The 14,562-nt window shown below is 49.4% G+C and carries 14 protein-coding genes; 6 read left to right on the top strand and 8 right to left on the bottom strand.

The features are described 5' to 3' along the window. Positions 1 to 101: 101 nt before the first annotated feature. Together D0T92_RS05320 and D0T92_RS05325 are read right to left on the bottom strand one after the other, a co-directional pair. Positions 102 to 1,226 carry an aminotransferase class V-fold PLP-dependent enzyme gene (locus D0T92_RS05320; RefSeq protein ID WP_151050907.1) on the bottom strand — a complete coding sequence of 375 codons (1,125 nt, stop codon included), beginning with the start codon at positions 1,224 to 1,226 and terminating at the stop codon, positions 102 to 104. Between the two features lie 213 nt (positions 1,227 to 1,439). Continuing rightward, positions 1,440 to 2,660 carry a D-alanyl-D-alanine carboxypeptidase family protein gene (locus D0T92_RS05325; protein ID WP_151050909.1) on the bottom strand — a complete coding sequence of 407 codons (1,221 nt, stop codon included), beginning with the start codon at positions 2,658 to 2,660 and terminating at the stop codon, positions 1,440 to 1,442. A gap of 358 nt (positions 2,661 to 3,018) precedes the next feature. Here D0T92_RS05325 and ilvA point away from each other — a divergent pair, with 358 nt between their 5' ends. Next, positions 3,019 to 4,542, top strand: coding sequence for a threonine ammonia-lyase, biosynthetic (gene ilvA / locus D0T92_RS05335; protein WP_151050913.1), 1,524 nt, complete (start codon positions 3,019 to 3,021; stop codon positions 4,540 to 4,542). A 24-nt stretch (positions 4,543 to 4,566) separates the two neighbouring features. Here the strand turns inward: ilvA and radC are convergent, their stop codons facing one another. Beyond that, positions 4,567 to 5,250 (bottom strand): RadC family protein, encoded by a 684-nt coding sequence (radC, locus tag D0T92_RS05340; RefSeq protein WP_151050915.1) that lies wholly within the window; start codon positions 5,248 to 5,250, stop codon positions 4,567 to 4,569. Between the two features lie 267 nt (positions 5,251 to 5,517). Here radC and D0T92_RS05345 point away from each other — a divergent pair, with 267 nt between their 5' ends. Then, positions 5,518 to 6,408 (top strand): NAD(+) kinase, encoded by an 891-nt coding sequence (locus D0T92_RS05345; RefSeq protein ID WP_151050917.1) that lies wholly within the window; start codon positions 5,518 to 5,520, stop codon positions 6,406 to 6,408. A 136-nt stretch (positions 6,409 to 6,544) separates the two neighbouring features. On the opposite strand, the gene D0T92_RS05350 is transcribed toward D0T92_RS05345, so the two are convergent. Both D0T92_RS05350 and ybeY read right to left on the bottom strand, forming a co-directional pair. Continuing rightward, the gene (locus D0T92_RS05350; protein ID WP_151050919.1) at positions 6,545 to 7,378 is read right to left on the bottom strand and encodes an HlyC/CorC family transporter; all 834 of its coding nucleotides are present in this window, start codon (positions 7,376 to 7,378) and stop codon (positions 6,545 to 6,547) included. An 8-nt stretch (positions 7,379 to 7,386) separates the two neighbouring features. After that, on the bottom strand, positions 7,387 to 7,896 hold the full coding sequence (ybeY, locus tag D0T92_RS05355; RefSeq protein WP_151052990.1) for an rRNA maturation RNase YbeY: 510 nt from the start codon (positions 7,894 to 7,896) through the stop codon (positions 7,387 to 7,389). A 101-nt stretch (positions 7,897 to 7,997) separates the two neighbouring features. On the opposite strand from ybeY, the gene hemC reads away from it, so the two are divergent. From hemC to D0T92_RS05370, 3 genes are all read left to right on the top strand, one after another. Beyond that, positions 7,998 to 8,948, top strand: coding sequence for a hydroxymethylbilane synthase (gene hemC / locus D0T92_RS05360; protein WP_151050921.1), 951 nt, complete (start codon positions 7,998 to 8,000; stop codon positions 8,946 to 8,948). A 122-nt stretch (positions 8,949 to 9,070) separates the two neighbouring features. Then, positions 9,071 to 10,030, top strand: a complete 960-nt coding sequence (locus D0T92_RS05365) for a cation diffusion facilitator family transporter (RefSeq protein WP_151050923.1) — start codon at positions 9,071 to 9,073, stop codon at positions 10,028 to 10,030. A gap of 97 nt (positions 10,031 to 10,127) precedes the next feature. Next, on the top strand, positions 10,128 to 10,775 hold the full coding sequence (locus D0T92_RS05370) for an HAD family hydrolase (protein WP_151050925.1): 648 nt from the start codon (positions 10,128 to 10,130) through the stop codon (positions 10,773 to 10,775). Between the two features lie 74 nt (positions 10,776 to 10,849). On the opposite strand, the gene D0T92_RS05375 is transcribed toward D0T92_RS05370, so the two are convergent. From D0T92_RS05375 to rlmB, 3 genes are all read right to left on the bottom strand, one after another. Then, entirely contained in the window at positions 10,850 to 11,818 is a 969-nt protein-coding gene (locus tag D0T92_RS05375) for an SPFH domain-containing protein (RefSeq protein WP_151050927.1), read from the bottom strand. 9 nt (positions 11,819 to 11,827) lie between these two features. Further along, positions 11,828 to 12,250 carry an NfeD family protein gene (locus tag D0T92_RS05380; RefSeq protein WP_151050929.1) on the bottom strand — a complete coding sequence of 141 codons (423 nt, stop codon included), beginning with the start codon at positions 12,248 to 12,250 and terminating at the stop codon, positions 11,828 to 11,830. A gap of 132 nt (positions 12,251 to 12,382) precedes the next feature. After that, a complete protein-coding gene (rlmB, locus tag D0T92_RS05385) occupies positions 12,383 to 13,132 on the bottom strand; it encodes a 23S rRNA (guanosine(2251)-2'-O)-methyltransferase RlmB (RefSeq protein WP_151050931.1) in 750 nt (249 codons plus the stop codon). A gap of 184 nt (positions 13,133 to 13,316) precedes the next feature. On the opposite strand from rlmB, the gene D0T92_RS05390 reads away from it, so the two are divergent. Beyond that, positions 13,317 to 14,561 carry a multifunctional CCA addition/repair protein gene (locus D0T92_RS05390; RefSeq protein WP_151052991.1) on the top strand — a complete coding sequence of 415 codons (1,245 nt, stop codon included), beginning with the start codon at positions 13,317 to 13,319 and terminating at the stop codon, positions 14,559 to 14,561. The last annotated feature ends 1 nt before the right edge of the window (position 14,562 follow it).

A 14,562-nucleotide genomic window follows, 5' to 3' on the forward strand; every position in this document is an offset into this window, starting at 1 on the left:
CGAAAGCGACAAACTGCACCGCGAAATCGAACAGACACAGGGTAAACCTACCAGCTGCTACAAACTTAGCCTGTTTTAATAAGATAATGGCTTAGATTGACTTATACCTTATCTAAAGCATCGGCAAATGATGAGACGGCCTGATTGATATTTTGCAGCTTATCTAAGCCGAATAGGCCGATGCGGAAGGTTTGGAAGTCGCTGCGTTCGCCGCATTGTAGCGGTACGCCGGAAGCGATTTGTACACCTTTATCCAGAAAGGCCTTGCCGCTTTGAATATCGGCACGGGTAGTATAGGAAACCACGACGCCGGGCGCTTCAAAACCTTTTGCAGCCACACTCGGGTAGCCTTTTTCAGCCAACAGTGAACGGATTTTATTGCCCAAATCGGTTTGGGCAGCTTTGAGTTTGTCGAACCCGATGGCTTCGGCTTCTTTCATCACATCATGCAGTTTTAGCAAGGCGTCGGTCGGCGGGGTGGCATGATAGGCATGGCCGCCGTTTTCAAAGGCTTCCATAATTTGCAGCCATTTTTTTAAATCAAGATCGAAACTATCTGATTCAGTGCTTTGTACTTTCTGATAGGCTGTTTCGTTCAACATCACCAAGCCACAGCAGGGCGAGCCGCTCCAGCCTTTTTGCGGCGCAGAAATCAGAATATCAATGCCGAGCTGTTCCATATCCAGCCAGATACAGCCGGAGGCGATACAGTCAATCACTAATAAACCGCCTACTTTATGCACGGCATCGGCCAGTTTACGGATATAGCTTTCGGGCAACATAATGCCGGAAGCGGTTTCAACGTGCGGAGCGAATACGAGGGCAGGGCGGTAGGCGGCGATTTCAGCGCATACTTCGTCTATCGGCGCAGGGGCAAACGGTGCTTGGGCGGCATCTTCCTGGCGGGCGGTTAAGACTTTTGTGTCGGCGGCAATCCGGCCTTTTTCCAAAATTTGCGACCAGCGGAAACTGAAAAAGCCGTTGCGGATAATCAGGCATTTTTCATCACGGGCCAATTGGCGGGCTACGGCTTCCATGCCCGAAGTGCCGCTGCCGGGAATCATGGCGGTATGGGGGGCGTTGTAAACTTTTTTCAGCGTGGCGGAAATATAGCGTAAGGCCGTCTGAAATTTTTGCGACATGTGGTTGAGAGCGCGGTCGGTATAGACGACGGAATATTCGAGTAAACCGTTTTCATCAACTTCGGGGCGGGGTAAAACAGTCATAGATTTCTCCTTGTAGAGTGACGGCCGTAATATAATTTAAGTTTGTTTAAGCGGTACGGCGTATTTTAATGTGAACGGTGCTTATTTTAAGATTGTTTGCCGATAAAGCAAAGTGTCTGCTTTTGGGTTGTTATATCTGCGTAATAAAAGCCGTCTGAAATATTTCAGACGGCTTTTATATATAGCATAAAGCACGTTGTGTATCAAAAACGGTTATTCATCGGCAAATAAGTTTTTAAACCATAAAACGATGCTGTCGTAAACGCGGCCAAACCAGCCGGCTTCTTCCACTTCGTTCAGGGCAACCACTTCTTTTTCCGCCAACACGGTACTGCCGTTCATGATTTTGAGTTTACCCAAAACCTGACCCTTTTCAATCGGCGCCAATACGGGTTGGACGGTTTCGAGTATCGGCTTGATATTTTGGCCTTCGCCGTGCGGAATGGTGACATAGGCGGCATTGAGGAAACCGACGTTCACCGCATTGCTGCTGCCTTTATAAACCTTTACTTGGGAAATGGTTTGATTGGCATCGTATAATTTGGGAGTGTCATACGATTGCAGTGCCCAGTTTAATAATTTGCTGCTTTCCGAAGCACGGGCTTCGGTGCTTTCGGTACCGACTACGACAGATAAAACACGGCGGCCGTTGCGTTTGCTGGAGGCGACCAAATTATAGCCGGCGCTGCTGGTGTGGCCGGTTTTCAGGCCGTCTACGCTGGAATCGCGATAGAGCAGCAGATTGCGGTTGGGTTGTTCGATGTTATTGTATTTAAACGATTTCATAGAGTAAATCGGATAATACTTGGGGAAATCTTGAATAATGGCACCGGCTAAAATTGCCAAATCATTTACGCTGGTTAAATGGCCTTCGCCGGGTAAACCGGTACTGTTGAGGTAAAAAGTTTGGGTGAGCCCTAAGCGTTTGGCTTCGGCATTCATCATATTGGCAAAGCCTTCCTCGCTTCCACCCATGGCTTCGGCCAAGGTGATAGCGGCATCATTGCCGGATTGTACGATTAAGCCTTTAATCAAATCGCTGACGCTGGCGGGCACTTTCGGATCAAGAAACATGCGTGAACCTTCCGCACGCCAGCCTTTATCCGATACGGTCAGCATTTGATTCGGTTTTAAAGTACCGTTGTCGAGTGCTTTGAAAGCTAGATAGGCTGTCATCAGTTTGGTGAGTGATGCCGGCTCGATTTGTTCGTTCAAGCCTTTTTCTGCAAGAATCTGACCGCTTTGCAAATCCTTAATAATATAGGCTGTGGCCGCAATATCGGGAACGGGAACGGCAGGCGTGTCCGGTGTTAATGCAGCAGCAGGGGTGGCAGCCGGTGCGGTGACTACCGCAGAAGCAGCTTGTTCAGGTGCAGCAAGCGCGCTGCTTGAAATAAAAGCGGCCGCTATCAGGCCGAGTAAAGTTTTCTTCATGTGCATATTTTATCTTTGTGAATAGATGAATAGATTGTAAAAAGTATAACAGCTTTGTTTTTCAGACGGCCTATTTGGTATTTAATATCCTGTTGCTGATAGGCGGTGGTGCTTAATATTTTGAGCAGGCATTATACCTATTAATGTGTTCATTTGCTAAGATTTTTCTTGCTTTCAGACGGCCTGAGGGGTATGGTTTTGCCTTTATCCTTGTTGCTTTGCGCTACATCGCGATCGCGCTTTATCCGGCTTTGGAAGCAGGTAAAATTCGGCTTTCCAAGGCTTTACCGACCGGGCGCAAGAATGCTACAAGGCTTTTTTTGATTGTTATCTTTCTGTTTCCAATAAAAATTAACTTATGAATACGCCATCTTATTCCGACTACCTTATCCGCATCCTAACCGCTTCCGTTTATGACGTTGCCGTAGAAACCCCTTTGGAAAAAGCACGCAGCTTATCGCAGCGCGCCAATAATAATATTTTACTGAAGCGCGAAGATTTACAACCCGTATTTTCATTCAAAATACGCGGCGCCTACAACAAAATGATCAAGCTGCCCAAAGATGCGCTGGCACGCGGTATTATTACCGCCAGTGCGGGCAATCATGCACAGGGTGTGGCTTTATCCGCTCAGCGTTTGGGCTGTCGTGCCGTGATTGTGATGCCGGAAACTACGCCGCAGATCAAAATTGATGCAGTGAAAAACCGTGGTGGCGAAGTGGTGCTCAAAGGTGTATCTTTTAACGATGCTTATGATCATGCGGTCGAACTGGTAGAAAAAGAGGGTTTGACTTATATCGCCCCATTTGATGACCCCGATGTGATTGCCGGACAAGGCACCATCGGTATGGAAATTTTGCGTCAGACTTCCGATGATATTAATGCCATTTTCGTGCCGATTGGCGGCGGCGGCTTGGCAGCGGGTGTGGCTGCGTTTATCAAACAAATCCGCCCCGAAATTAAAATTATCGGTGTGCAAACCAATGATTCCTGCGCTATGAAAGTTTCCATTGCCAAAGGTGAACGGGTTGCTTTAAAAGACGTGGGGCTATTTTCAGACGGCACTGCTGTTAAATTGGTAGGTGAGGAAACCTTCCGCATTTGCCGCGATTTGCTCGACGATATTATTACGGTGGATACCGATGCCATTTGTAGCGCGATTAAAGATATTTTCGACGACACCCGCTCGATTATGGAACCGGCAGGCGCCTTGGCATTGGCCGGCTTGAAAGCCTACATTAACCGCACCAAAGCCGAAGGCGAAAATCTGGTGGCGATTACCAGCGGTGCCAATATTAACTTCCACCGCCTGCGCCATGTATCCGAACGCAGCGAATTGGGCGAGGGCAACGAAGGGATTTTCGCCGTATCCATTCCCGAAAAACCGGGCAGCTTCCGCCAGTTTGTGAACATTATCGGCAACCGCAATATTACCGAATTCAACTACCGCTACGGCGACGACAAAACCGCGCATATTTTTGTCGGTATCCAGACGGCCGGCGTGCAGGACTTGACCAAAATCAGTGAAGAGCTGAATGCGGCAGGATTACCCAGCACGGATCTGACCCATAACGAAATCGCAAAAATCCATACCCGCTATATGGTGGGCGGGCGTACGCATAAAGTGGCTGATGAGCGGGTGGTCAGTTTTGAATTCCCCGAACGCCCGGGTGCGTTGGCACGCTTTTTGAACCATATGCAAACCGATTGGAACATTACCTTATTCCATTACCGCAATCACGGCGCGGATTATGGTCGGGTATTGGTCGGTGTGGATGTACCGCCGCAAGACAATGATGCGTTTACTGCTTTCTTAGACGGTTTGGGCTACGTTTATGAAGAAGAAACCCATAATGTGGCCTATAAACTGTTTTTAAGCTAATGGTTTCACCGTAGGGTAAAGGCTTCAGACGGGCATCATCAGGCCGCGTTGTTGAAATGAAGTCACCTGCCTTGCGGTGACGATAAAATGATCCAATAAAGTAATATCAACCAGATTAAGCGCTTGCGAGAGTTTACGGGTAAATGCAATATCCGCTTGGGAAGGTTCGGGTGAGCCGCCCGGATGATTGTGGGCGAGAATAATACTGCTGGCGTATTCGTCAAGCGCCAGCTTCACGATTTCGCGCGTATAAACGGTATTTTCTGAAACCGTTCCGCGCGCCAACTCATGTAGGGCGATTAATTGGTTTTGGCGGTTGAGCAGGAGGGCAAAACTGACTTCAACCCGTTCGTGCGCCAGATGAAGCCTGAGAAAATCAGCCACATCCTCCGGGTGATTCATTAATACCGATTCCTGCAATTCTTCACGCAACAGGCGCCGTCCGATTTCGCGCACCACGGCAAATTGGGTATAACTGGCTTGCCCCATGCCCTTATAAGCCGAAAGCTGTTTTTCTTCCGCACTCATTAATTTGCCCAAGCTGCCGAATTCACCCAATAGATAGCGTGCCAAATCCACCGCACTCATTCCCCTTGTGCCAACCCTTAGCAAAATAGCCAATAATTCGGCATCGCTTAATGCACCCGCACCCCTAGCCATTAATTTTTCACGCGGGCGTTCGCCTTCCGGCCATTGTTTGATGCTCATGATTCAAATATTTTTCTGATTTATATAAAATAATCATATCATTTATAATAAACTAAGAAAATGATGATATATGATTTATTAGTCATAAAATAGGAAACAGCTGTTTTTCAGACGGCCTTGACGATAAACAGACAGGACTGGTGTATAAAACTATATGATATTAAAAAACAAATGGATGCTAAGGAAGTTTTGGGTAAATCTCTTTCGGCAACAGTATAAAAAAAGCTATAATCAATCATTCTTATTTAGCGTGCCCAATATTGCGACATGAACAGCCAGTTTAAACACATCGGAATCGTACCCCGACCGGAAACGCCGCACATTCAGGAAACCATCCATACTTTGGTGACTTTTCTAAAAGAAAAGCAGCTTGATATTTATCTTGACGAATCTGCAGTTAAAGACGGTTCGGCTTGCGACGAAGATATCGAAGTATGCCATATCAGTGATAAAAGCAATATGGGCAAGCAATGCGATTTGGTGATTGTGCTGGGTGGGGACGGTACCTTTCTTTCCGTTGCCCGTATTATCGCGCCTTTCCGTGTGCCGATTATCGGTGTTAACCAAGGCCATTTGGGCTTTTTAACGCAGGTTCAGCGTGAAAAAATGGTGGTAACCCTAAACGGTATGCTTACCGGAAAATATTTGCCGGAAGAGCGGATTTTGTTGGAAACTTCATTAATACGTAACGGTGAGGTGGCAACCACTTCTTTTGCATTAAATGATGTTGTGGTTTCGCGCGGCGGTGCGGGGCAGATGATTGAATTTGAGGTTTTTATCGATAGGGAATTTGTGTATACGCAGCGATCAGACGGCTTGATTGTTTCCACACCGACAGGTTCTACCGCGTATGCTCTGGCAGCCGGCGGGCCGATTATGCAGGCCAGTCTGCGTGCGTTTACATTGGTGCCGATTTGCCCGCAATCAATGACAAACAGACCGATTGCGATTGCCGACACTTGTGAAATTGAAATTCTTATCACTAAAAGTGGCGATGCCCGAGTACATTTCGATGGTCAGTCTTTTGTTGATGTACAAAATTTCGACCGCATTAAAATCCACCGCTACCGCCATCCGCTCAGGGTTTTACACCCGACCGACTATCAGTATTACAAAACCCTGCGCCAGAAACTACATTGGGGCGAGCAGTTGGTTTAAGTATGATTCTGCTGCCGGGTTGTGATGGCAAACGACCAATCGGGGTAGAGTCGAAACAAAACAAAAACCGAATGATTCAAATTTTAAGTATTTGAATCATTCGGTTTGACTATTTTAATTGGCTGTCGGTCGCGGGTTACTCTTTATCTTTAACCCGGATAGCCATTAGGGTGTGCAGGCGGCGGCTGTCGGCGCGGGCAACGGTAAATTGCAACGGCCCGATAACCACTTTCTCACCGCGAACGGGCAGGTGGCCGATTTCCTGAATCACCAAGCCGCCGATGGTATCGACTTCGTCGTCGCTGTAATCGGTACCGAAATATTCGTTGATGTCTTCGATTTCGGTAACGGCATGGATACGGTAGCGTTCGGCAGATACGGGGGCGATATTGTCGCCTTCTTCTTCGTCGAACTCGTCTTCGATGTCGCCGAGAATCTGTTCGATAATATCTTCAAAGGTGACCAAGCCGGACACGCCGCCATATTCATCCACGACAACCGCCATGTGATTGCGCTGTTCGCGGAACTCTTTTAAAAGCGTGTTGAGTGATTTGCCTTCGGGCACGAAAACTGCGGGGCGGATAATGCTTTGCAGATTGAAATGATCGGGATTGAGGGCATACTTGAGCAAGTCTTTAGTGTGCAGGATGCCTAAAACATGGTCTTTATCTTCGCCGATAACGGGAAAGCGCGAACGGGGCGTTTCGATCACATAGGAAATAATGCGCTCCATACTTTCTTCGGCTTTGACTACGTCCATCTGGCTGCGCGTTATCATGGCGTCGCGCACTTCGAGTTCGGCAAAATCCAATACTTTTTCAAGTCGCAGCAGGGTGTCGCTGTCGAATACTTCTTGTTCGTGCGCCTGTCTCAGTACGTTGAGTACTTCTTCGGCAGATTCGGGAGCGTCGCCGGAGATGCGGGCGACCAAACGTTCAAAAAATGAGGGTTTCGACTGGCTGTCGTCCATTTTCGTATTTAATCCTGTAAATAGGGGTTGGTATATCCTAACTGATTCAGCAGGCGGATTTCAAGTGTTTCCATGATTTCGGCGTCGTCTGTTTCAATGTGGTCGTAGCCCATCAAATGCAGGATGCCGTGTATGGTTAGGTGGGCAAAGTGTTGTATCGGTGTCTTGTTTTGTTCGTGGGCTTCTTTGAGCACAACCGGCGGGCAGATAATTAAATCGCCGTAGAGGCAGTTTGAAAAGCTGCCGGGCATCATATCGCCTTCGTTTAGGGCAAAACTCAATACATTGGTGGCATAGTCTTTACCGCGGTAGTCGGCGTTATAGGCGCGGGCGTCTTCTTCATCAAGCAGGATAATGCTGATATCGGCGCGGCGGTAGTCGTTTTTCAAAGCATGCCAGACCCAACGGTAGAAATCGTGTTCCGTCGGTAGGCCGTTTAAGCTGCTTTGATTGTCGAAATGTAGATGAAAACGTTGTTTTTGTAGTTTGAGAAAAGGAAATTTTTTAGCGCGTTTCATAAATTCAGGTAGGAAAGTGTTCAGGCTGAAATATAGCATAAGGCCGTCTGAAAAACATGATAGACTTGTGTTGTTTTGACAACGTTTTTCAATATATTTCTATGACTCCTACAAAACTTGTAATCGCCAGCCGTGAAAGCGCGTTGGCCATGTGGCAGGCCGAACATATTCAAGGCCGTCTGAAACAGCTTTATCCCGATTGCGAAGTCAGCATTTTGGGGATGACTACGCGCGGTGACCAGATTCTCGATAAAACGCTGTCAAAAATTGGCGGCAAGGGTTTGTTTATTAAAGAGTTGGAGCAGGCATTGCAAGACGGCCGCGCCGATTTGGCGGTACACTCGATTAAAGATGTGCCGATGGTATTGCCGGAGGGTTTTGCTTTGGCGGCTATTTGTGAGCGCGCCAATCCTTTTGATGCGTTTGTTTCTTCAAACTACGGGCGCTTGGAAGAGCTGCCGGAAGGTGCGGTAGTCGGCACGGCAAGTTTGCGCCGCGAAGCGCAGATAAGGGCGCGTTATCCGCATTTGAATGTGAAGCCGTTGCGCGGCAATTTGCAAACCCGTTTGGCCAAGCTGGATAAGGGCGAATACGATGCCGTTATTCTGGCGGCTGCCGGTTTGCAACGTTTGGGTTTGGACGACCGTATCCGTATGATATTGCCGCCGACCGACAGCCTGCCATCTGCCGGGCAGGGCGCGCTGGGGATTGAAATCGCCGCCCACCGTTATGATTTATTGGAAGCCTTAAACCCGCTCAATCACGCGCTGACCAATGCCTGTGTGACCGCAGAGCGTGCGCTGGCGCGGGCGTTGGACGGCAGTTGCCAGATACCGTTGGCGGCGTATTGTACCGAAGAAAACGGTTTATTAACCTTGCGCGGCTTGGTCGGCCACCCCGACGGTTCGGTGATTTTGCAGGCCGAAGCCGAAGCACCGGTAGCTTATGCCGATGCTTTGGGCCGTGCCGTTGCCAAAAAATTGGCGGACGATGGCGCGGAAGATCTGATTCGCGCGGTATTGGCCGAACAGGATACGGCGGAACGTTCTTAACCGATTAAGGAAGGTATATGTTTTATCCGCATTACCCAACCGCTTGAGTTCGAGGCCGTCTGAAACACTATTGCCGTATATTTTTCAGACGGCCTTATTAATGATAGTAAGGAAGCACGTTTATGGCACACGATCATTCACATCACGCCCATGCTCATACCGCCAATAAACGGGTATTGGCGGTATCGTTTGCCGTGATTGCTGCGTTTATGTTGGTCGAGGCCATCGGCGGTTGGCTGACGCACTCGCTGGCGTTGTTGTCGGATGCGGGGCATATGTTTAGCGATGCTTTTTCGCTTGGCGTGGCTTTGTTGGCGTTTAAACTCGGCGAAAAAGCCACCACCCTGCAAAAAACATTCGGCTACAAACGCTTTGAAATCCTAACGGCGGCATTTAACGGCATTTCGCTGATGGTGATTGCGGCCTTGATTTTTTATGAAGCGGCCGACCGTTTCCGCCATCCGCCGGAAATCGCCACTACCGGCATGTTGGTGATTAGTTTGGTCGGGCTGTTGGTGAATGTTTTTGTGGCATGGTATATGCTGCGCGGCAGCGATACCGACGGCAATATCAATATGCGCGGGGCGTATCTGCATGTGTTGAGTGATTTATTCGGGTCGCTCGGTGCCGTTGCTGCGGCTATTTTGATGATGGCGTTCGGCTGGCAGTGGGCGGATCCGTTGGCGAGTATCCTCGTGGCAGCTTTGGTGGGGCGCAGCGGTTGGCAGGTATTCAAGAAAACCCTGAATATTCTGATGGAGGGTGCGCCGGAAAATATCGATACCGGCGAATTGCTGGCGATTATCCAAAAAACCGACGGCGTATTATCGGTGCATGATTTGCATGTGTGGACGATTACCAGCAATGTGCATGTATTGTCATGCCATATTGTAGTGGACGGCCGTTTGAGCGTAGCCGAGGCCGAGCAGATTGTGTACCGCATCGAACATACTTTGGCACACGAAAATATCCGCCATACCACCATACAAACCGAAAGCAGCAAACACCCGCATGAAGACAGCGTGTTGTGTTCGATTAGTGAGCCAAGTGCCGAAAGCCACGACCATCAACACCATCACTAAATCTGTTAGAATTCAGGCCGTCTGAAAACCATTCAGACGGCCTAATCCGTTGATAGTGCAGACAACCCTTGAGGCTGTTTGATAAGAAGGAAAATTTATGACCGAAGCCGTATTATTCGATTTGGACGGCACCCTTGCCGATACCGCGCTAGACTTGGGCGGTGCACTCAACACCTTGTTGCGCCGTCACGGCCTGCCTGAAAAAAGTATGGACGAAATCCGCCCCGTTGCCAGCCATGGTGCCAGCGGCCTGATTTTGTTGGGGGCAGGCATCACCAAAGAGCATCCCGAACATGCCGATTGGCGGCGGGAATATCTGGACGAATATGAGCGTTGTTTCGATAAAGAAACCGTATTATTCAAGGGTATTAATCCATTGATTAGCGAGTTGGCGGCACGCGGCATCAAGTGGGGGATTATTACCAATAAGCCGAAAACGTTTACCGACCGGTTGGTGCCCAAGCTGGGACTCGTTCATCCGCCCGCCGTGGTGGTGAGCGGCGATACATGCAGCCGACCCAAACCGAGCACCGAGCCGATGTTTTATGCCTGCGAACAAATCGGCGTAGTGCCTGAAAAATGTATTTATGTCGGCGATGCCGAGCGGGATATGGAAGCCGGAAAAAATGCCGGTATGAAAACCGTGTTGGTGGATTGGGGCTATATTGCGCCGACCGATAAAACCGAAGAATGGCTATATGACCGGCGTATTGCTACGCCTGCGGCATTATTGGAATATGTGTAGCACAAAGGTTTGTTTTTAATGATAAAAGGCCGTCTGAAAAGATTTCAGACGGCCTTTTATATAAGCAATATCGCTTATTGGGCAGGTTTGTTGTTGCCTTCTACGATTTTCAATCCGGCAGAAACCAAGCTGCCGATATCGGCGACATTGGCCGGCATAATCAAGGTATTGCTTTCTTTCGCCAGTTTGCTGAAGGCTTCTACATATTGCTCGGCGATTTTTAGGTTCACGGCCTGATTGCCACCGGGGTTTTGCAGGGCTTCGGCAATTTTGCGGATGGCGTCGGCATTGGCTTCGGCCACCAGACGCAGGGCTTCGGCTTCACCTTGGGCATGGTTGATGCGGGCGATTTTTTCACCGTTGGACGCATTGATAGCCGCTTGCGCTTCACCTTCGGATTGTTGGATTTCCGCTTCACGTTGACCGCTGGCCAAGTTGATTTGTTCGATTTTGCGGCCTTCCGATTCGGCAATACGGGCACGTTTTTCACGTTCGGCGGTAATTTGCGCCTGCATAGAACGCAGAATTTCTTGCGGCGGAATCAAGTCTTTGATTTCGTAGCGCAATACTTTTACACCCCACGATATGGCGGCTTCATCCAAAGCCGATACGACAATACTGTTGATTTCATCGCGCTCTTCAAAGGTTTTATCCAATTCCATACGGCCGATAACCGAACGCAAAGTGGTTTGCGCCAGTTGGGTGATGGCCATAATGTAGTTGCTCGAACCATAAGAAGCCAGTTTGGGATCGGTTACTTGGAAATAAATAATGCCGTCCACCGTTAATTGGGTGTTGTCACGGGTGATACACACCTGACTGGGCACATCAAGCGGGATTTCTTTTAGGGTATGTTTATAGGCGATACGGTCGATAAACGGAATCAGAATATTCAAACCGGGGTTCAATACCTTATAAAAACGCCCCAAACGCTCGACAACATAGGCTTCCTGTTGTGGCACAACGGTAAACGATTTGAAGCCGAATACCACCACGACAATTAAAATCAACAAGGGAAAATTTAATAAAAAGCCAAGATCCATAATGATTCCTTAATGTAGTTGGATAAGAAGGGTATTGCCGTTTTTCCCGACAATAACGGCAGTTTGCGAAACCGGTGCATCGGAAGAAGCGGCATTTTGCGCCTGAGCCTGCCAGAGTGTGCCGCGGTAATGCACTTCATAGTTTGCACCGTGCAGGTGGCGGGTAATCTTTACCGTTTGACCGATGTCCAAATCATTGCGGGCGGATTCTTCGTTATCGGAATGGCGGCGGCGTTTAATCCAACCGTGTGTCCACCAAATACCGACGGCGGAAAGTATTGCAGCCACCAAGATGCTGATGCTGAGACTGTTAAATAAAAGTGCGGCAATACCGGCACCGAATAGGGCGGCACTGACCACTAACAGATAAATGGTACCGATGAATAATTCGAGAATTAAAATCAGTGCGGCAGCAATAAACCATAGCATCATTGTCTTTCCCTTTTATGTTTTATTTTGGATATAAGCATAACGAAGGTTCCAAAAAATTCAACCGGTTTGCCTGAAACGGTTAATAGGCCGTCTGAACGCATGGCAAACTTATTATTAGACGGTCTTAAAGCCTTATTGTTCAGTGGCTAACACGCGGCGGCGGCGTGTTTCGCTCAAAACCATACCGGCGGTAACCGATACGTTCATGCTTTCCACCGTGCCAAACATTGGCACTGAAACCAGCAAATCGCAATGTTCGCGGGTAAGGCGGCGCATACCTTCGCCCTCATTGCCCATTACCCACGCCACGCTTTCGGGCAGGTCGCAGTGGTATAGGTCGCTGCTGCCTTCCATATCGGTGCCGACCACCCAAATGCCGTATTCTTTCAACTCGCGCAGGGTACGGGCAAGGTTGGTGACGGTAATATAGGGCACGGTTTCCGCCGCGCCGCAGGCTACTTTGCTAACGGTGGCGTTCAGCCCCGCACTTTTGTCTTTCGGCGCGATAACGGCGTGTACGCCCATTGCGTCGGCGGTACGCAGGCAGGCACCGAGGTTGTGCGGGTCGGTAATGCCGTCTAATACCAATAATAGGGCCGGTTCGCTTAGGTTTTCCAAAACGTCTTCCAGATGCACATGGTTTTTAGAAGCGTCGATAAAGCCGACCACGCCCTGATGGCGTGCCCCTTTGCTGATGGTGTTTAATCTATCCGCCGCTGCGAAATGAACGCGCACTTTTTCGGTAGCCGCTTTTTCGAGCACGTCGCGGGTGCGGGCATCGTTGCGGCCTTCTTGGATATAAAGCTCGGTAATGCTTTTCGGGTTTTGCCACAAGCGGGCGTTTACAGCGTGAAAGCCGTATATAAGTCTTTGGTTTGCCATGTTTTTACTTTGTATTAATATTTAAGGCGACATTATACAGGGTTTATCCGGAGGCCGTCTGAAAAAGCATGGCGATTCGGATTGCTATACAATGTGCATCGTATATTGGGCATAATGGTTAGAACGGCTTTATGCCCGTGAATAAGCATCGGGTTTATTTTGAAACGTTTGATGGAAAGCTATGATGAAAACTTATCTGGTCGGCGGCGCCGTGCGCGACCGTTTATTGAATCTGCCGGTTACCGATCGCGATTGGGTGGTGGTGGGGGCGGATGCGGCAGAAATGATGGCGGCGGGTTTTCGGCCGGTCGGCAAGGATTTTCCGGTTTTTCTGCATCCGCAAAGTCAGGAAGAATATGCTTTGGCGCGCACCGAACGCAAAACGGCCAAAGGCTATGCCGGCTTTGATTTTTATGCCGAAAAAGACGTCACCTTAGAGCAGGATTTAATGCGCCGCGATTTAACCATCAATGCGATGGCGCAGGATTCAGACGGCCTGATTATCGACCCTTTCGGCGGACAGCACGATTTACAGCATAAGGTGTTGCGCCACGTTTCCCCCGCCTTTGCCGAAGATCCGGTACGGATTTTGCGCACTGCCCGTTTTGCCGCCCGCTATGATTTTGAAGTGGCCCCCGAAACCATGATATTGATGCGGCAGATGGTGGAAAACGGCGAAGTCGATGCGTTGGTGGCGGAACGGGTGTGGCAGGAATTGGCGAAAGGGTTGATGGAGCCGAAGCCGGTTCGTATGTTTGAAGTGTTGCGTGCGTGCGGCGCTTTAAAGGTATTGCTGCCGGAGGTGGATGCCTTGTTCGGCGTGCCGCAACGTGCCGACTATCACCCCGAAATCGATTGCGGTATCCACACCATGATGGTGTTGCAATATGCGGCAGACAGCGGTTTGACCCTGCCCGAACGCTATGCCGCGCTGTTGCACGATTTGGGCAAGGCGTTGACCCCGGCCGATATTCTGCCGCGCCATCACGGCCACGATATGGCAGGAGTAGAACCCGTCCGCACGGTAAACGCGCGTTGGAAAGTGCCGAAAGCCTGCGCTGAGTTGGCGGAATTGGTGTGCCGTTGGCATATTATTTTTCATAGCGTGGGCGAATTAAAGCCGGCGACGGTGTTGAAAACATTAAAAAAAGTAGATGCTTTCCGCCGTCCGCAGCGTTTTGAAGCGGCTTTGAATGTGTGTGTCGCCGATACGCGCGGCCGCTTGCATCGTGAAAATGCCCCGTATCCGCAACGTGCCCACTGGCTCGAACTGCTGCATGCGGCTAATAATATCGACACGGCAGCGATTGCCGCGGCTTATGCGGAAACGCCGCAGAAAATCGCCGAAGCCATTGATAAGGCGCGTTTGGCGGAAATTAATCCGGTTCAGACGGCCTATAAAGCACAATATGCGGGCAAAGGGCATTAAT

Origin of the sequence: Neisseria zalophi (genome assembly GCF_008807015.1) — a bacterium.
Lineage (GTDB): Bacteria > Pseudomonadota > Gammaproteobacteria > Burkholderiales > Neisseriaceae > Neisseria > Neisseria zalophi.